The sequence below is a fragment of the Paenibacillus sp. LHD-38 genome (assembly GCF_031157315.1).
Classification (GTDB): Bacteria; Bacillota; Bacilli; order Paenibacillales; family Paenibacillaceae; genus Pristimantibacillus.
This window is the reverse complement of sequence record NZ_JAVIFU010000063.1, coordinates 1-18,951: the sequence shown is the minus strand read 5'-3', so window position 1 is coordinate 18,951 and position 18,951 is coordinate 1. Positions and strand designations below refer to the sequence as shown.

Here is an 18,951-nt window from a genome sequence, read left to right as displayed (position 1 = left end):
CCAACGCTCCTTTCACTAAAAAATTCGGTAGCCCGCCAGTCGGTATGCTAATACGTAAGAAACGAGAATAAACACGAGCGACACAAAGGACTTGAATAAGCCGACTGCTGTTCCGACGGAATATTGCGCGTCCACCAACCCAAGTTGGTAGACAAACGTATCTATAATATCTCCCGTCTCATAAACTTGCGGACTATAAAGATTGAATACCTGATCGAAGCCGGCGTTCAACACATTGCCCAGGCTTAATACGCAAAGCAGCACGATAATCGGTGCTATGCCGGGCAGTGTAATGTGGAGCGTCTGCTTCCAACGGCTCGCTCCATCGACAATGGCCGCTTCATAAAGTGACAGGTTGATCCCTGTGATTGCTGCGAGATAGACGATCGTGTTATAACCAAATTCTTTCCAAGTGTCAGACCCGACCAATACGTATGGGAACCATGTCCGATCTCCAAGGAAATAAATCGGATCAATACCCAACCATCCCAGAAATTGGTTCACAATACCGTTTGACGGGGATAAGATATCGATTAATATCCCTCCAAGCAGAATCCACGAAAGGAAGTGGGGCAAATACACCAAAGTTTGAAAGCTACGCTTGAACGCTTCTTTGCGAATCTCGTTTAAGAGCAGCGCTATCATGATCGGCACCACAAGGTTTGCAATGATTTTCATGGCCGAGATGAAAACGGTGTTGCGAAGCACCCGGTAAAAATCGGGCATCTCCATCACAAATCGGAAATTGTCCCAACCAACCCAATTAGATCCGGCAATACCGCGTGCAGGGATGAATTTCTGGAACGCGATTACGATTCCGAACATCGGACCGTAACTATACAAGAGAATCAATAGTAACGCCGGCAGGATCATCAGATGAAGCGTCCATTGAATTTTGCGTTTCTTGACTGCCATGGAAAACCTCCTCTTCTAAAAACGAGAGTGCCGGGAAGGACACCGGCACTCAACCTTTACCTTTCTCAAGTTGCTGCTATCTGGATATATACCACTCGTTGACTTCTTGCGTAATTTGTTCGCCGCCAAGCTTTTTCCAATCGCTTACGAACTTGTCGAATGAATCGACTGGATCGCCGAGTATAATTTTCGTGAAAGTCTCAATCTCCATTTTCTTCAGTGTTCCCATGCGTTCCGCCATGGTCGGAGTGCTCGCTCCATAAAACTCTCCGGACTTCAACAAGTTCTCCTGTATATAGCGATCGATCACTGCGTATGAGCTATTCCGCCCGAACACTTTGTCGTATGCCCAATCGTCAACAGTGCCTGTGCCTTCTTCCATCGCCAAACTATATCCATACATAATCTTCTCTTCAGAATTAAGATTTGTCTCGTCCTTATTATTTAAGGCTTCCACCACTTTCTTATGGTAACCTAGATTCGGACTCGCCGGACCGGTCAAGAACGGGGCGTATATCCATGTTTGAATTCCATTGGCATTCCAGTGTGCTTGCTTGACATCCAGAGGAGTGACCGGATCGTTTTGGATTTCGGCATATAAGTTTAACATTTTAAGAAGCGCTTCCGGATGCTCCGCATCCTTCCTAACGACATGATAACCGTTTACAACCAAGGCAGGAATTTGTGGATTCGCCACTCCTTCTTCGTTAAAGATCGGGTATGGCTCCCAATCAGCATTCGGATCGTTTGCTGTGCTGGACTTCAGTTGGTCAAGAGATATATAGAATGCGCCATATGTCATGCCAAGCTTGCCGGAAGCAGCCAACTCTCCTGCCTTTAACGCGTCTTTAACGCCAAACTCCCGATCGATTTGGCCATTCTTATACATATCTTGCAAAGAGGCAAGCGCGGCTTTCATTTCCGGCTGAATGCTGCCGTACACCAGCGTTCCGTCTTCCGCTTTCACCCACGATTGCGGAGCAGCATTGTAGCTATTCATGAATCCATCGATGGATCCGTAGTTGCCGTACAAATCTTTCATCAATGCAAGGCCGGTTGTATCGTTCTGACCGTTACCGTCAGGATCTCTTGTTGTGAACGCTTCAGAAATCGCAAGAACGTCACTCATGGTTTTCGGTTCAGACAGTCCGAGTTTGTCCAACCAATCTTTTCGGATCCACAGGACCGGCGCTGCGTCGACCAGGCCTCCCGGCTGCGGGATGCCCATCAGCTTGCCGTCGAATGTGGCGGATGCGAGGGAGTTCGTCGCCTCATCCAGGAAACTTTTCACTAACGGACTCGCATGCTTCTCGTAAACTTCAGTCAAGTCCATGATTTCGCCGGCTTCCACCAACTGATTGAATTGGCTTGCATTCACCGAGAAGATATCGGGCAGATCGCCGGAAGCTATCGTGACGTTCATCTTCTCCGTACCCTGTGCGGCCTGCACAACCCATTGATTGTTCACCTTGATGCCGAGCCGTTCGGAAATCGTACGCATCCATATATTGTTGTCAAGATCCTCGCCCTCCACGAACTTCGGGCTGTCAATGATCCTGACGGTCGAAACCTCAATCGGAGGATCATATTTCCCCAAGAAAGGATCTCCCGTGTCTGTCGCTGGCTCTTGCGTTTTCTCGGTGTTTTCTTGCTCTTCCGTTCTACTGCAGGCGGTGACAAGCAAGCTTGCAATAAGCATGGATACGAGAACCGTTGTCCATTTTTTTCTTTTACTCAAATCTTTCGCCTCCCTTTTTTTGCTTGCTTGATTTTGTTGTTGATAATTTTAGTATAGATAGCGAGCGCTAAAGCGTATATTTCTATCTCTTTGGTTTTCTTATCTTCCTTTTGTAGGTTGCGGAATTAGCCGCGATACTCCTGCGGAGTGACACCCACATGACGTTTAAAATATCTCGTGAAGTAAGGAGCTGCGCCAAAGCCCATAAGATCGGCGATTTCATGAATCTTGTGGGGCGTATTCAACAGCAGATCCTTCGCCATCCCTATTCGTAGTTCCGTAATGTAATCCGAGATGTTTGTTCCTGTGTATTGCTTGTATAAATTCGACAAATACGAAGCATTCATGTGTACAAGATCCGCAAGCGTATCCAATGACAAATCGTTCGCAAGATTCTCCCTGATATGTTGATTAAGCTTTTGGATGACGCGATGAGTACGTTCGTCTTGCAGCGCTTTGTGCTGCTTGAATAGATCGGTGGCCGTCAATAACAGCTTCTGCAGCGCTTCCTCCTTGGAGCGATGAGCGTGGATGTCCAGCAGATTGTACAAGCCCTTCTCTGCCGATTCGTCAAGAGGTTCAAGTTTATTCAACTGTCCAAGCAAAAGAACGGCTATTCCGTAATACACCTGTGCGTACATCCCGAACCGGTTCGGGATGCGTTGAAATAGTTCTTCGGCGGATCGCCGGAATTCGGCCTCGTCGTTGGCCTCGAGATATCGCTCCAGCTCCGCGATGCTCCGCCTGTAACCGTCAGAACCGGCAGGGCTTATCTCCTCGGCACAATAGGAGATCAACATCTCCTCCCCGTTCCCTAGACTGAGTACCATCGTTTTCTTCAAACGGCTGTAAACAGTGCCCATTCGGCTCCAAGACTCCGGAACACCGGTACAAACCAAGGAAACAGGAAGCTTCAAAAGTGTGCGGCACGCGGTTTGGATACTCTCCATCGTAGCAAGCACATAAGCGATCGTATCCTTCCATACGTCCTCCGAAATTTCTACCGTTTGCGGTTGGATCAGCCACACGAATTCGGAGCCTTCCAGAATGATCGCTAACATATGAACGTGAGCAAAGTATTCCTCCGCTATATTTTGAATCGCATACAGCAGCAGCGCTTGCTGTTCAAACCGATCTTTCTCGCTCCAACGGTCAACGCGGCCGCCGACAAGCAACACTGATTCCATAGCCGATAATTCGGATCTCAATTGCTCGAATTTTGCGCTGCTGAGTGAATCGGCTGCGAGATTACTTTCGGTCAACTCGTAGAACCATTCCTTCCTAAGCACTGGGAGCGCTTGCTGTAGCTGACTTTTCGCCCGGAGCAGGAACTGGTCGCTGGCCGCTTCCTTCCTGATTGCATCAATGGCTGCACACACGCTCTTGACGATTGCTTCGTCCCCCTCCGTCTTCAGAATATAATCAACGCTGCCTCCACGGATGGCCTGTTGCGCGTAATGAATATGGCCGTACCCGGTCAGAAAGATGACCTTGCAGCGCGGCCATCGGCCTGCGATCCATAGTTGCAGCTCTAAGCCGTCCATACCGGGCATCTGGATATCGCTGATGACGATATCCACCCGCGTCCGGGTCAACCGCTGGATAGCTTCCTTTGCTGAGGTCGCCGTATATAGTTCCAATGAGAGACCCTCTACTTCGCTTAACATGTCGTACAGACCATCGACTGTATAAGGCTCATCATCTACAATTAGAAGCTTGGTCATCGTTCGTTCTCCTCCAATGGTATTACTATCTCCACACATAGCCCTCGGTTTTCCCCTAGACGGAGAAAAAGGCCTCCGCGCTCGCCATACTTAATCCGTAGCCGACGGTGAACGTTCACAAGCCCCGACGTCTCCACCGGTTCTCTTGTCCCTTCCAACATTGCCTGGAGCTCCTCCAGACGTTCGGCTGTCATTTCTTCCCCATTGTCTTCCACCGTTACACGCAATGCCTTATCCCTGATTTCTGTTTTAACGGTGAGGCGGGCGTCCTGTTCTTTTTTCTCTAACGCATGCTTGTACGCATTCTCGATAACTGGTTGCAAGACGAGCCTCGGTACGGCAATTTTTTCGGCTCCCTCAGGTAGATCCTCGAACACGGCATAAATACGATCCTCGAACCGAATCGATTGAATCTCCATATACGTCTTGGCGTGACTGGCTTCCGCCTCGAACGGAACCTCTTCCATCCCGTCTCGGGTAATGTATTGAAAGTATTCTCCCAGATGTTTTGTCAAGGGTATAACGTTATCGAAATCTTTGCGGAGCGCCATCCGATACAGCAGAAAATAAGTATTATATAGAAAATGTGGGTTGATTTGAGACTGCAAGTGACGGAGCTCGGAAAGCCGGGCCCGATACTGCTGTTCATATACTTCGTGGACAAGTACGTTCAACTGACGTACGGTAGCATTGAATTGTTCGTATAGATAGCCGAATTCATCCTTGAGGGAATACTGCAAAGCGACATTGAAATTGCCCTGTTTCAGCCTGCGAAAAGCATGAATCAACGATTTCAGCGGCCTGTGGATCATACGGTATATACTAAAAGAGAATATCAGCACCAGAGCGACGGACATGGTCGATAAAACGATAAGCCATCTCTCGTAGTCGCGAAGCGGCTCCTCAATCTTCTGATAGGGTACGAACATGCTTAATGTAACGTCCAGTCGTTCAGACTCCTTCTGCGCTAGCATATACGGTTCACCGCCGACAGTAATTGTACGCACCTCGTTTGCAGCTGAGGACCCGATCCACTCCATCTGTTCTCTGAATGTCTGTCCTTGGCCTTCGCCTATCGCTCCTGCAACCGTCCATGGAATGCTCCGGCCCGACAACACTGCGCCGCCCCCTTCGTTGGTGAATCGCTCCAACGCATCTGTCAGCTCGGCTCTCGATACTTCAACTGCTGCAATAAACAATGGTGTCTTGACAGTGCCCACATCGGGATAAGGCACACTGATGAATACACGGCCATTCCATTCCAGGAAGGGTGTTTCGTATAAGTTCTTCAACTGCCGCAATGCATCGAATTGACTTCGATCAAACTCGGAAATTGTGGAGGGCTCGGAAGTTATCGTTCGGTCCATCGAAGGGATCATCGCGAAAGCCGAGGTTAAGAAAGCGCTGGACTCCCGCAGTAGATCGAGCCGATGCTTCACTCTCAGAGTAGCCTCCGTTCGCTCGATATCCGTCATGATTTCCGAAGTCACGCTTAAATCTAATAAGTCGTCATCGTTGACGTATTCCTGCATCAGGCGGATCGTCCGGTCGAAATCGACATCCAGGATCTCCATGTATAGACTCACTCGGGATATCAAGGAATTTCCAATTTCAGTCTTCATATGTTCCGCACCCTGTCGATTCATCGTAAGTCCGATATAATAGATCGGCCCCAATATCAGAAGAAAAGTGAGAAGGAGTTTTGGTAAAATTCGTATGGATACGAGCCAATTGAAAATTGAATGCATAGAAAGGGGTACCACCTTTTCCCAGTAATTAGCGTTAAAAAGCATAAAAGACCCAACCCCAGAATGGGTATTGGGTCGATCCAGCTATGAGGCGCTCAACCAATATTTTCGGATAAAATAAGTCGGCGTGCAGCTCCAAGCATGGCAGTAGCTGTTGATCAGGTTACTCCCGTAAGGGGAAAGCTTCTTATCCTTCGGGTTGTATAATTCCCAGAATGTATCCGCTCCATCCGCAACCATCTCACCCCAATACGCCCGAAGCTGTTCCCACGCTTTCTCCTCTTTGCCGCATGAAAACATGGCTTCAATATAATGGTGGTACATATACGGCGTATTCATTCCAATTTGGGGAGGCTCGGTATGCAATCGGTCAAACAGCTTTGCGTTTTCCTCCTGCGGCAGCAACTCGGCTAGAGTCATCCATACCTGGGAAGCCCAAGAAACCTGCTTATCTTCACCGCTTACAAACAAGCCGCGCTCCGAATCCCAAAAATGCTCCATAGCCGCCTTCGATACAATCTCGATCTGATCAGCGATCCACTGTTCTTCTTGTAAATCTTTAAGAGTGCGGGCCAGCCTTTGTCCACGTTTTAGGGTATAAAGCAACACCGCTTGCGCCGGCGCCTGCTTGTTTAGATCGTCATTCCAATCAATAAAGCACCACCATGTCGAGTCCTCCACGATGACGCCAAGGGAGCCTAATCGTTCCGTTCCAAGCTTGAGTTGCTTTAATGCGACCGGCCATAATGTTTCCAAAGCTTCTCTGTCGAGAGTCGCTTCATAATAATCATATAAACATGCAACGAAGAAAAGGGAGTAATCGTAAAGCCACGTGTCGTCGACATGCGGCGCCGGCTTCTCGAACACGCAAGCACCGACCTTGCCGTCAGGAAGCGTCATCCCGCCGAACAAATACAAGCAGCGCTTCACTACATCCCGGTCCCGAAATGTGAGATAGTTTGCTTGCGCTTGCAGGCGCAAATCGCCGATCCATAGTCTCCGATCCCGTTTCGGACCATCCTCATATACGGTCTGCATGCAATCTTGTAACGTCTTGATTGCGATTCGATCCATCATCTTCAAGTCCTCGGGCACGTGGTCAGGCAACGGTTCTACTTTCGAGACGTCCGCGGAAGTGACCGTGGTACAGCGGACGTCCGTAACCTGTATCCGGTATTTTCGTGAAGCGTCCACCACTTGGATTTTCACATATCTGAAACTATATCGCCTGGGCAACCGCACGACCGTAGGCAAAACATCGACAAACAACGTTTCTTCTTGAAGCCAGGAGCTGCTCAACCACCCTTCGTATTGATCGAAAGGCTCTCCGATTTCGCAAGGCATCTCGCCAAATATCAATTTCAGCTTTAACGGTGCGTCTGGCGGACTTCCAACCGATTCCACTGCGAAAGATATATACCCAACAAGATGATCACCAAAATCAAGAGTAACTGACTCGTTCTTGCCGAACGTCTTTGAATGTAATTCCTCATAGTCGCCAACTGTACCCATCCGCCAACCCTGAAAGGCGTTCGAATCGGCAATAACCTCTACCAATCGTTTTGGTAAAACCTTGGATTCATACAAGTCAGGCGTTAAACGTTCTGCTTCATCGATCAATGTCTGGTTAACCGTCATATTTCATCACCTATCCAATCATCAAAGTACTCTGTAGTCAAATATAAGATGATCTATTTAGTGTGTATATATCTATTTCTTTTGATTCCTTATCTTCCTTTTAGTCAGATGCTCAATTGAGAAAACCTCTTCCGATATAAATGAGCATTTTGCATAAATCCGTTTTTATCTAGAAGACATCAGGATTTAATCACGGTAGGTGATTACATACATTTGTCCTGTCTCGATGTCAACTTCATAGCGGTTCTGCCCTTTAACTCGAACCTCGATATTGTTGCAAGTAGGGAATTCGGTGCTTTTGAAGATCAACTGGCCCTTACCATGAGTGCTTTCTATTCTAATCTCTGTTCGACACATTTCTATCCGAATCTCCCCTTCTCCGGTTGGTACCGTTCCTTTCATTCTCTCAAGACCACCAAGATTCGGCTGGATCTTGTAGGTATCGTAGCCAGGTGAGGTTGGCGCAACGCCGAGGAAGTACTTGCCGAAGAGGTAGATAGGTCCTGCTCCCCAAGCATGGCATAGGCTTTTGCCGTAGGTAACGCCGTACATGCCGTAATGCGCATTATCTTCCAACGACGGATCAAATTCCTCCCAGAAGGTTGTTGCGCCAAGGTCAATCATTCCTCCCCAATAACCGCGGATCTCTTTCAGCACAAGCTCATGCTGACCGCTCTCGCAGAGCACGGCCATTTCGTGAAATCTCATGTACGGCGTGCGTATCTTTGGCGTATCGGGATTCAGCATCACTTGCTGAACGACCCGCTCCTGCTGCTCTGACGTTAAATAGCCATAGGCCAGGGCAAACATGCTGGCATGTTTCGTTAACGTAGGCTGCGTAACGCCGGACACACAGTTGTGCAGTAATCCGCCTTTGTTTTCATCCCAGAACAGACGAAGTGTACTCTCCTTTATTTCCTCGGCAAGCTTGCTGTAGCCAGAAGCGGCAGTACCATCTTTAGCAAGCATTGCGAACACCTTCATCGCCTCTAGGCTACGCACAAGCAAAATTTGAATGGTGCTGACGGCACCTTCGTTACTGAAATCCGCCCAATCCACAAAAACCCAATCATCCAATCTGCCCTCCAGCAGCCCTTCCTCATTACGCTGCTGAAGAACGAAATTCATCATGGTCACCGCACGTCCATAATATTGCCGGATGAATTCCGCATCGCCGGTATACAGATAATAATCGTACAGGGAGATGAACCAATACAACGAATAGTCCAGAATCGTATTCACATGTTTAACGAGAGGATCTTTCCCTCTTAGCGCAATCAGAGTTCGGCGCGTCACATCAAGATCGAAAAAGCTGTAATAATTCATGAGGAAGGACTGGTACGCGTCTCCCGACCATACCCATTGGTCTCTTTTTATGCCGTCTAGGAAAAATTCTCTCGTATTCAGATGCAGCGTATATAAGCTCATCTCGTATATTTCATTTAGCTTGGGATCCGAGCACTCGAAGGAACCCCGATAGGTGAGCGGAACATACTCATACAACATCGATACGCTTTCCCAGCTAACATCAGAATCCCCGTGAATCCAGACATATCGGAATGCTTTTGCATCCCTTAACGTGTACGCCCCGTCTTCCGAATTTCCTATGTCATTGGATACTCGGAAACAATCTAGGCTATAACATTCATCCATAGAGAGCGCTTCAGCTCGGGATTCCCCGTAATACACCCGAACCGATCCATTCCCCTTCAAGCCATGAAAACGAAGATAACCGTACGTCTCTCGTCCGAAGTCGAACAGCGGAAAACCTTGGTATAGCTCTTCCGTTACCGGAGACATGGGAGTTACCGATAGACGATACTGCGAAGGGGGATTGTCTGGCGAACCAAACGTCCAAAATGCCGCCATCACCCAATCGTTCTGATAAGAAGTAACTTCCCATGAAGAATTAGTCGTAATGGTGGAGCCGCTGATCAATAATGCGGGGACTTCAACATCATTGAATACACAGACGGCAAGCTCGTGTCGTCCTGCCGGCAACGTGAACTCGGGCTCGTTAGAACGATAGTTGTCCCTTCCATCCAGGTACAAAGAAAACGTTCCTTCTGCGGCGATCCTGATGGTTTCTTCCTGTGGTAAATCATATACTATACGAAACTTCACATTAGAGTAGTGCCGATCCAATCTCCAGTACGCAGGATACATCACGTCTCTTGTTCTGCGCTTCACGGACATCCTCTCGTGCAATCGAACTTCGAAATCACCAGGATACCAGATCCAGACTGCTTGTTTGTCTTCCCTTGCTTTCATTGAGAGTAGCCCCTTTCCATCCGATTGTCTAAGATTGTATACTATTCGTGAACAACAATTCATAGGGAGAAATGCCAATCATGGGGGACAATGACGACAAGAAGATGAATAAATCCTATAAAAAAGCAGCAAAAGCACCCTTGCATCATTCCCCTCTCTCGGAGCACTTCGAAGGAAACCTTCCTCTCTTCATCAACCGCTGGGAAGAAGGCTTCGACCTGAGGGAGCATTATCATGCCTATATCGAGATCGTCTATGTAATGGCAGGCGATGGCTATCATTACATTGGAGACCATATCGAACGAACGGGCAAAGGCTGCCTGTACGTCTTACCTTTAGGCACCTCTCATATTTTCCGTCCGAGCAAACCATCGGGTTATGCCAGACTCCTCGTCTATAACTTGTGCATTAGGCCTGACTTCGTGGAGCAATTGGCGCAAGGTCTCTCCCTTTACGGCAGCGGCGAGGTCTTATCCATTCTTCGCGGTCAACCGGGAACGTATTTGACCCTCATCGACAAAGCGATGAAGATCGGTCCCTCCTTCGAGCAACTTCATCGCGAATATATGGACAAGCGACAAGGCTTCGAAGCAGGCATGATCGCCATAACGGTTTATTTGATCGTGCAGCTGGCACGGCTGCTAACTCCGAGTACGGAAGCAAATCAGCAGAACGAATCGCTCATGGACGCCAGAGTGTCACACCTGCTAGACTTTATCCATACTCATATCCACGAACCCTTATCGGTGGAGCAGCTTGCCTCGGCCAGCGGCATGAGCAAACGACATTTCATACGATTGTTTACGAATCTAACGGGGATGGGCTTTACCGAGTACCTGCAGCACAGGCGAATGGAGACTGCCTGTCGCCAACTGCTCGAAACGGATCACAAAATCGCCCATATTGCCCACAACGTCGGTTACCGGGACATCGCCCACTTCCGCTCCGTATTTCGAAGGCTGATCGGTCAGACGCCGAGAGAGTATCGGGAGAGGGGGCGTGGGAAACAAAGCTTCCGATACTAATTTTGCTAAAAGTACAACTCCCAAAAAGCAACCAGAATCATCTCACTGATTGTTTTTGGGAGTTGTACATTATATATGGCTTTTCCAATCTGCCGTATTATTCGCGTTAATTGAAGCTCGGCAGCTCCCTGGCTCAATTGTTATTTAGGCCAGCCTTAATGTAGAGCAAATCCAGAATAAGACTGTAAATCCATAGACTGATCGGAAGTCGAAACGCGTGTATCCTGCATTCCCGAAAAATTATAACAATAACTTCGCCAAAACCCTTATATGACAAGGGTTTTTCTGTTTTTTTGGGTTGATATTATGCCCAAACATAGGTATAATTATACCTATGTTGGAGGGATCTATATGTCACTCGTTTTCTTGAAAAACAAGAAAAATGGCGTTACTTATGTTTACGAATCGACCGGCTACTGGGATAAAGAAAAACAACAAGCCCGAAATCACCGTGTTTGTATCGGTAAACTGGATCCGGTGACTGGAAACATCATCTCCTCTAAGAGGCTTGAAAAGTTGGAAGCTCTAGACCCAAAGCGGGGTCCTGTTCCTACTACCGTCTGTAACCGCCTTTTTTATGGGGCCACCTACCTCTTTGATGCCATTGGTGAAAAGCTCGGCATTACCGATGACTTAAAACGTTGTTTTCCAACCACCTATAAGCAGATTTTATCCCTTGCCTATTACTTGGTTCTTGAAGATCGAAACCCGTTAAGCCGGTTTTCGAAATGGGCGTTGACTCATGCTCACCCTTACGGAAAAGACATTCCATCTCAGCGTAGCAGCGAACTGTTTGGTTCGATCAGCGAAGATGCCAAGCAACAATTCTTTCTCTTGCAAGGAAAGCGTCGATTAGAGACGGAATATCTTGCATACGATACGACCTCCATCTCGTCCTATTCAAAAACGCTAAAGCAAGTCAAGTATGGAATGAACAAAGATCACGATCGGCTGCCGCAAATTAATCTGGCCCTCCTCTTCGGTCAGACATCGGGGTTACCTGTATATTATCGAAAGCTTCCCGGCAATATTGCCGATGTGAAGACGATTCAGAACATGCTCGCAGACATCGACTTTCTCCATCTGAACAAAGTGAAACTCATTATGGATCGGGGATTTTATAGTGAAGAGAACATTAACGCTCTGTACGAAAAGCATTACAAGTTTTTAATCGCAGCTAAGACATCCTTGACCTTTGTAAAGAAGAAACTGGACGAAGTGCGTTCTACTATGGTGACACGCAAACATTTCAGTTCTAGGCATGGTCTTTATTATGATTCATTCATGATCGATTGGAACTACAAGCAAACCAAAAAACGTAGCGGTGACGTCGTGAAAGATACCCGACGGATGTATCTCCATCTGTATTACAATGACCAGAAGGCAACGGATGACAAAATCGCTTTTAACAATCTGCTAGATCGCCTGGAAGAAGAATTGATGTCCGGTAAACGAAATCCGGACCATGAAAAGCTGTACGCCAAATACTACGAAGTGAAAGAAACCCCGGTAAGAGAGATCTCACTTACAGCCAAACAAGAAGCGATCGATGCAGTAGAAAGAAATTATGGCTACTTCGTACTTGTTTCTAATGGAGTAAAAGATCCTCTGGAGGCGCTGGAAATCTACCGTTCGAAAGACATGATCGAGAAAGCGTTCGGCAACTTGAAGGAACGCTTGAATATGCGCCGAACATCAGTATCTTCAGAAGAGAATCTGGAAGGGAAGCTGTTTGTACAATTTGTTGCACTACTGTATCTTTCCTACATCAAGAAGGCAATGTCAGATCGAGGCTTATTTAAAGAGTACACCATGCAGGAGCTTTTGGATGAGTTCGATGTCATAGAATGCTTTGAACAACCGGGGCGCAGGCGTCGTATTGGAGAAATGACTAAGAAGCAGTTGCACCTGTTCGAGGGGCTAGGTGTGGAAGCTCCTTCCTAGGTATAATTTTCCGGGAATCTAGGGTATATGCCCAATTTTATCCATTTAAAGTTTCCCTTTTGTCTATTAAACCTTAAATTTGATTACTTAATACACCTTGAATAATAGACGATTAAATAGACCAAAACAATGGTCAATTGGGGTCACTTTAAGCCGATGTTTACAAAGTCTAAAAAAAGATCGTTTTATATACAGCGGGCAGCCACTCTCACTCTTATTTTCCAAGAATCAGTGCATAACTTATCTTAAAAAATCCGGTACTCAAAAGAGTCCGGATAGCAAGCTGCTTATTTAACGTTTCCATTAGTGAAGTAACACTAGCCTCACTCCAGAGTCCACCCCTACATTAGCCACTTGTCTAGCTCAGGTTGAGTAACAAGAATACGTTTTATGGTGCTACAAGATGTCAAGACAGTTTTTTTAGATTTTTAAGGTGTGAAATAATGCACAAGTTACTTTCCTATCGTCCTTCCAGTATCGCATGAAGATGAACCTTACTGGAAAAAGTGATGACTGAGCTCCTGCATGAAGGTGTCCACTGGTGGAGGACACAGCCCAAGCGAAGGCGCGGGAGGCTTTTCATAACGGCAACATTCTCGGGTAGACCGGCGACGTGTAGCAATGGTTATGGCGAGCGCCATGCAGGTTGCGAACACGGTTCGCCCCTACGCACAGCACCTCGGGGTATTTGTCCGACATCCAGGCCGGACGAGCGCCGCTCGGCGTCGCCAGCCACGCATAGATGCCGTTCGCCCTGAATCTCTCGAGAACGTCATTCAACCAGCCAAATTCGAAACTGCCATCCTCCGGCTCGATCGCCGACCATGCGAAGATGCCGACCGCCATCACATTACAATGCGCCAGCTTCATCAGCCGGATATCTTCCTCCTGCACCTCCGGAGAGTCCAGCCATTGATCCGGATTGTAGTTTGCGCCGTGCATAAACACGGGCAGCTTACCGCTAATCGGCGGGTATTTCTTATTCATGATGATGGCTCCCCCTAATAGATCCAGTGCAGACATATACAATGATCACCCATTCTTTGATACACTGCTCCGCTTCGCACATACGACGAATATCCGCTTAATACACAAAGCGGCCTGCCAGAGCAAGCCGCTTCCCCAATAAGGACGATCATCTACCGCTTATCAATATCGAGTCTTGAATTGTTAATTCTAGTGCTTCAAAGCTGTATCAAATGCCAAAAATTTCCCCGACCAAGCCTTCTTCGAGGTCCATTCCGCCTCGCCTTGCCAGAAGGAATGGTGCGGTGGAAGGCCAAGCGGCAGAAACACAGCGGCGCACAAGTACAAGCTGCCCGTTGAGATATACGTCTCTCCGACCTCCGGTTGATCTCCGCAAAAGCCGATTCGCAGCCAGCCATCCGCATCGAAAGTGCCTGGCACCTCTATCATCCTCCGGATAACAGCCGTAAGCGCGCACCTGACCTGAGCGGGCGACAATACTTCCGACAGCCTCTCTTGCAGCGCCATCTGCGATAGCAGCTGGAATGCTCCGAAGCGGTAGGCTAGCGATCGTCCGATGGCCGGGAACGTCCCTTCGGGAGAAATAAGCCGCTCCTGAGTATGAGCATGTCGCGACGCCCTCTTTAATACAGGCTCCACGAGTTTTTCCCATTCAGGGTGCTGCGATCCCATCGTCAATAATATATCGACCAGCATAGGCTGAATGACAAAGCTATTGTAATAATCCCAAACAAAATGAGGCCCGTCGCCATACGTCCCGTCCCCAACATACCATTCGTCGTGTTTTCTTAGTGCATAGTCTACTCTCATCGGATCCCAGTCTTCTCCCAGCATGAATAGAGCGGTTTCCGTCATAGCCGCGAAAAGCAACCAGTTGCAATATCCCGGCTTACGCGTTCGCGTTGCTTTTAAACAAGCGGCCAAATTTCTTTTTACGCGATCATCCAATTTACCGAGAAGCTCGTTCGGCGATCGCAGCAGCGCATGAGACAAGAACGCGGCATCGACAATGGGCTGCGTTCCCTTCGAGAAATTCATAAAGTCCGGGGATTCCGGATCCGTGGCCGCATCTATCGCTTCTCTTGCAAGCTCGGCAAATTGCCGGCGCCTGGTTTCCTCTTCGCCACTTAAACCCTGCAATTCAAGCCAGGGAGCAATGCCGCACAGCAATCGCCCCAATGCTTCCAAATAGGTGCAATGTTCACGATCCGTAATGCTGGGATGGGCTTGAACGGGCATCGTCGCGCGTAGCTTCCTGTCTCTAAGCGCTATTAATACCGGCTCGCCGATCAGATACATCCAATCCAGCCAAAGCTGCCGATCATTATTCTCGAATGGTTTGCTCTTAAGTTAAATATCCTCCTTATTCTTTACCAAAAACGCTTAAATGGTTTCAATACTCTCCATAACGCTTCCATGTAATAATAATCGCCCCAAATACACGGTTCATTGCGATGATGCTCTCTGATGTAGGCATACACTCCGCCCTTCAGCAGCGCGTTGGAGTTATCTTTGTCTGTCGTCAAATAGTTCTTCGTTAGCGATTCCATTATGATCAACGCCGCGCTTTCGATCTTCTGGCGGAACTCGTCGTACAGCGGAATCGTACCAGTACCCTTTATGTCCCTTCTCGATGCGCATTAGCGCTTCCATGTAGTAATAGTCGCCCCAGATCATATAGTCGTCAGGCGACTCGCCGCCGCGCACGCTGTACGAGCCGCGTTCCAGCAAGCCCTGCGCATCCGGCTTGTTCACCGTGGAATAGCCTTCCGCCAGTCCCTTCATCGTCTGCTCCAGACCGCGCGCAAGCGCCTCCCGATCCGGGTGATCCGCAGGAAGCACCTTCAGCAGCTCATGTATGCCGCAGGCCGTAACAGCCGATGCCGAGCTGTCGCGCTTCGTCTCCGCATTGACCGGCGCGTTGAAGTCCCAATAGACGACAAGGTCTTCAGGCAGACGCTCCAGGAAATATTTCGCAAGGCGGATCGACGTTTCGAGGAAAGCTTTGTTGTTCGTGTAATGATAGGACAAAGCGAAGCCATAGATGCCCCATGCTTGTCCTCGCGTCCACGTGGAGCCGTCGAAGTAGCCTTGATGCGTACCCCCGTGCAGCGCGTCTCCTGTCTCCTGGTCGAAGTAGAACGTGTGGTACGAGGAGTCGTCTCCGCGCACGAGGAAACGGCGACTCTTCTCCGCATGTGCTACCGCAACATCGTAATACTTTTGCTCGCCGGTTACCTGATGAGCCCAATACAGCAGCGGCAGGTTCATGAGGCAATCGATGATTATACGCCCGCCGTTTTCCGGATGGCCTTTCGGTCCCCATGCCTGAATGATGCCGAGCTCCGGACGCCAGCGGTTCAACAGCACGTCGGCCGCTTCAATCGTCAAACATTTCGCCTCTTCGTCGCCCTCGATCATCCATTGCGCCTTCGAGGACAAGGAATACAAGAAGCCGATATCGTGATGATCCAGCGCCACATGGTTGTCCAATCGATTGCGGAAGCTGGCGACCGTTCTGCGAGCGGCTTCCTTGAAGGCTTCGTCTCCTGAATATTCGTAGCAAAGCCACAGCAAGCCGGACCAGAAGCCGTCGGTCCAATCGTTATTATCGTTAAGCGAATATTGATCGTTCAGGCTGACATGAGGAAATTGGTCGCCGAATCGTTCGATGTTCGCTTTCGTTTTTACAACGACGTCATCCATAATATGTTGCCGCATGTATATCCCTCTTCTCATAAGTTTCTCCTATGAGGATACCAAATGCTACTTAGCGACAGTTCAGTTCTCTTGTGCTAGACTATAGCTATATTGCGGATATGCGGAAAGGAAGACAACACGATGAATCGCCTGATGTCCGTCGATTTACATAACGGTCCCGTTACCAATCTACTTCGGGAAGCCGAGCCCGGCTACAAAGGCTTCTTTCATTACCATCCCGGCATCGAGCTCTTATACGTCCATGAGGGCGAAGGCAGCGTCATCCTGAATCAAACCGTCTATCCGATGAATCCCGGCACGCTGTTCCTGTTCCAGCCCTACCAGCTTCATTATGTGAGAGCGATTACCGAGTCGTCGTCTTATGTCCGCTCGATTGTCCACTTCGAGCCGAACACGTTCGCAAGCGGGCTTCACACCTTCGGCAGCTTGTCGACCGCGCTGAGACGCATCTGGAAGGAGCGGCTGGCTTCGCAGGCATTCTACAATTTTGCCGACCGGCATCCCATCGAGCCACTGCTGCGCTACTACGAACGACTGCTGAATCAAGCGACGCCGGAGGGCCGCACCTCTCTGAAAGCCGCGCTGCTGACGCAAATGCTCATATTCCTAGAGAGCGAAGGCACCTATCAGCTGGACAAGGCGCCCTCCTCCTCCCGCTCCGCTTCTCATGCAGAGGCGATTCTGGAGTGGATCGAGAACCACTTCCACGAGCCGTTCAAGCTGGAGCAATTGGCAAGCGACCTGCACCTGTCCAAATTCCACGTTTCCCGCCTGTTCCGCGAGGAGACCGGACAGACGGTGACAGATTATTTGCTGGCGCGGCGCATTAAGGAGGCTTGCTTGCTGCTGACCACCAAGGATTGGCCCGTCGAGACAATCGGCGCGCGGGTCGGATGGCCGATTCCGTCGCATTTTTCCAGCCAGTTTCGCAAGTGGGCCGGCTGCACGCCGACGCAATACAGGAGCAAGCAGCAACGATTGTTGACCGCCGTTCGAGCCGAGGAAGAAGATAACCATTAGAATTTCTAGTTAAGAGAGTACCGCATGAGGTACTCTCTCACAAATGTGGCGGTGGTGAGCCGTGGCTGCCTTCAGGAGTGATTCCCATTTCCTTAGCCAAACCAGCATTAAAGATCGTGCTCGGGATCATGATTAAATAGATGGAAAAAGACGATCTGCCGTCATATTGCAGATCGTCTTCTTATCTCAACTTTCGCAGCATGAAATAGGCAGATAAGCCTTGATGTAACTAGGCAGACCAGCGATTCTTTGCTGTAGTTGACGCTGAATGAGTGTTGTGATCCGCTCTTTCTTGCATTCGGATGTAAAATACACTTCTCTCTGCTTAGAACCCTTTCCATTGACTATGGCCGAACAGTTCTTCCAGTTGATATATCTTCAGTATTCAATTTCTGTATTTCACCAACGCGGCAGCCGGTGCAATACAGAAATTCAAAAAGTGCATATTCACAATCGGATTCGATTCATTCGTTCACTTTTCCGATTTGCTTTTGAAGAAGGACATCTAACACAGAATCCTTCGCTAAAATTGAAAGAACCAAAGATGGATAAACGAATTCCGAATTTTTTCTGATTGAGGAGGATGTTATCCATCTTAAGATTGCTTGTCAAGATCCGCGTGAATATGCACAAATCATAATATAAGGATTCATAATCTACGTTCTAGGGCTTACAGTACGACCATTTTCAATGATCTGTCCTGCCCCTTCGGGATTGAGTAAATCTCTTTTTTCTTTAAAGGGGTAGCGCCACATGCCCATCAAGCTAAGAACCTTCATTTTGGAATCAAGTGATGAACTCTCTTATTTTCATGAGTAGTTTGTTTCCTTACAAATAAACTTGCCAAATAAGCCTAAACCACGAGGCTGTTTTTAAAACGTTAACTATGCAACCTTCTTGATAGACGTAGTATACTCGTAAACAACACCTAAGATATCAAAGACTGTTTTTTTCTCATAGCGGTGAGATTTTCGTCCGTTTTTTTCTAACAGATGAAACAGACGAGACAGGATTTTTGATATGGCTTGGGTGTTTTTTTGTATGGCTTGATGCAGGATTGGCATATAATCCTTGATCATATAAAAGGCTTTGTATTCACTGACTCAACTTTCGCAGAGCGAAAACCGGCTTAACAGCATGATGTGACTAAATATACGGTGAGTTCAATACAGATATTGAAAAATAGAAAAACACCGCTTCGTTTGGTAAAGTGAGAGTGT

At 48.2% G+C, this 18,951-nt stretch carries 10 protein-coding genes and 4 pseudogenes; 3 read left to right on the top strand and 11 right to left on the bottom strand.

Annotation, left to right across the window (positions count from 1 at the left end; all coding sequences use genetic code 11):
* Positions 1-15 precede the first annotated feature (15 nt).
* From RCO25_RS30645 to RCO25_RS30620, 6 genes are all read right to left on the bottom strand, one after another.
* The gene (locus RCO25_RS30645) at positions 16-915 is read right to left on the bottom strand and encodes an ABC transporter permease (RefSeq protein WP_308999873.1); all 900 of its coding nucleotides are present in this window, start codon (positions 913-915) and stop codon (positions 16-18) included.
* A 76-nt stretch (positions 916-991) separates the two neighbouring features.
* Positions 992-2,653 carry an extracellular solute-binding protein gene (locus tag RCO25_RS30640; RefSeq protein WP_308999872.1) on the bottom strand — a complete coding sequence of 554 codons (1,662 nt, stop codon included), beginning with the start codon at positions 2,651-2,653 and terminating at the stop codon, positions 992-994.
* A 125-nt stretch (positions 2,654-2,778) separates the two neighbouring features.
* Positions 2,779-4,377 (bottom strand): response regulator transcription factor, encoded by a 1,599-nt coding sequence (locus RCO25_RS30635; RefSeq protein WP_308999871.1) that lies wholly within the window; start codon positions 4,375-4,377, stop codon positions 2,779-2,781.
* Complete coding sequence (locus tag RCO25_RS30630; RefSeq protein ID WP_308999870.1) at positions 4,374-5,999, bottom strand: sensor histidine kinase; 1,626 nt, start codon at positions 5,997-5,999, stop codon at positions 4,374-4,376. The genes RCO25_RS30635 and RCO25_RS30630 overlap by 4 nt, the downstream gene beginning before the upstream one ends.
* A gap of 210 nt (positions 6,000-6,209) precedes the next feature.
* Complete coding sequence (locus RCO25_RS30625) at positions 6,210-7,763, bottom strand: alpha-L-rhamnosidase-related protein (protein ID WP_308999869.1); 1,554 nt, start codon at positions 7,761-7,763, stop codon at positions 6,210-6,212.
* A gap of 186 nt (positions 7,764-7,949) precedes the next feature.
* Entirely contained in the window at positions 7,950-10,034 is a 2,085-nt protein-coding gene (locus RCO25_RS30620) for an alpha-L-rhamnosidase-related protein (RefSeq protein WP_308999868.1), read from the bottom strand.
* Between the two features lie 80 nt (positions 10,035-10,114).
* Here RCO25_RS30620 and RCO25_RS30615 point away from each other — a divergent pair, with 80 nt between their 5' ends.
* Together RCO25_RS30615 and RCO25_RS30610 are read left to right on the top strand one after the other, a co-directional pair.
* Positions 10,115-11,059: an AraC family transcriptional regulator gene (locus RCO25_RS30615; RefSeq protein WP_308999867.1), complete on the top strand. Its 945-nt coding sequence runs from the start codon at positions 10,115-10,117 to the stop codon at positions 11,057-11,059.
* Positions 11,060-11,410: 351 nt separating this feature from the next.
* Complete coding sequence (locus RCO25_RS30610) at positions 11,411-13,003, top strand: IS1634 family transposase (protein ID WP_308999866.1); 1,593 nt, start codon at positions 11,411-11,413, stop codon at positions 13,001-13,003.
* Between the two features lie 600 nt (positions 13,004-13,603).
* On the opposite strand, the pseudogene RCO25_RS30605 reads toward RCO25_RS30610, so the two are convergent.
* The 3 genes and pseudogenes from RCO25_RS30605 to RCO25_RS30595 form a co-directional block, all read right to left on the bottom strand.
* Positions 13,604-13,990, bottom strand: a pseudogene (locus tag RCO25_RS30605) (beta-galactosidase); the annotation flags it as partial.
* Positions 13,991-14,179: 189 nt separating this feature from the next.
* Positions 14,180-15,313: pseudogene (locus RCO25_RS30600) on the bottom strand (DUF2264 domain-containing protein); the annotation flags it as partial.
* Positions 15,314-15,496: 183 nt separating this feature from the next.
* Positions 15,497-16,711: a glycoside hydrolase family 88 protein gene (locus tag RCO25_RS30595; protein WP_308999865.1), complete on the bottom strand. Its 1,215-nt coding sequence runs from the start codon at positions 16,709-16,711 to the stop codon at positions 15,497-15,499.
* Positions 16,712-16,831: 120 nt separating this feature from the next.
* Between RCO25_RS30595 and RCO25_RS30590 the strand changes: the two genes are divergently transcribed.
* Positions 16,832-17,731, top strand: a complete 900-nt coding sequence (locus RCO25_RS30590) for a helix-turn-helix domain-containing protein (RefSeq protein ID WP_308999864.1) — start codon at positions 16,832-16,834, stop codon at positions 17,729-17,731.
* Between the two features lie 659 nt (positions 17,732-18,390).
* Here RCO25_RS30590 and RCO25_RS30580 read toward each other — a convergent pair.
* Positions 18,391-18,468 (bottom strand): annotated as a pseudogene (locus RCO25_RS30580) (Rep protein); the annotation flags it as partial.
* 147 nt (positions 18,469-18,615) lie between these two features.
* Positions 18,616-18,834, bottom strand: a pseudogene (locus tag RCO25_RS30575) (IS4 family transposase); the annotation flags it as partial.
* Positions 18,835-18,951: the final 117 nt, after the last annotated feature.

What these genes read in the sequence shown, in the direction of transcription:
- RCO25_RS30645 (WP_308999873.1), bottom strand. Translation starts at nt 915, where the DNA reads ATGGCAGTCAAGAAACGCAAAATTCAATGGACGCTTCATCTGATGATC.
- RCO25_RS30635 (WP_308999871.1), bottom strand. Translation starts at nt 4,377, where the DNA reads ATGACCAAGCTTCTAATTGTAGATGATGAGCCTTATACAGTCGATGGT.
- RCO25_RS30630 (WP_308999870.1), bottom strand. Translation starts at nt 5,999, where the DNA reads ATGAAGACTGAAATTGGAAATTCCTTGATATCCCGAGTGAGTCTATAC.
- RCO25_RS30625 (WP_308999869.1), bottom strand. Translation starts at nt 7,763, where the DNA reads ATGACGGTTAACCAGACATTGATCGATGAAGCAGAACGTTTAACGCCT.
- RCO25_RS30620 (WP_308999868.1), bottom strand. Translation starts at nt 10,034, where the DNA reads ATGAAAGCAAGGGAAGACAAACAAGCAGTCTGGATCTGGTATCCTGGT.
- RCO25_RS30615 (WP_308999867.1), top strand. Translation starts at nt 10,115, where the DNA reads ATGGGGGACAATGACGACAAGAAGATGAATAAATCCTATAAAAAAGCA.
- RCO25_RS30610 (WP_308999866.1), top strand. Translation starts at nt 11,411, where the DNA reads ATGTCACTCGTTTTCTTGAAAAACAAGAAAAATGGCGTTACTTATGTT.
- RCO25_RS30595 (WP_308999865.1), bottom strand. Translation starts at nt 16,711, where the DNA reads ATGCGGCAACATATTATGGATGACGTCGTTGTAAAAACGAAAGCGAAC.
- RCO25_RS30590 (WP_308999864.1), top strand. Translation starts at nt 16,832, where the DNA reads ATGAATCGCCTGATGTCCGTCGATTTACATAACGGTCCCGTTACCAAT.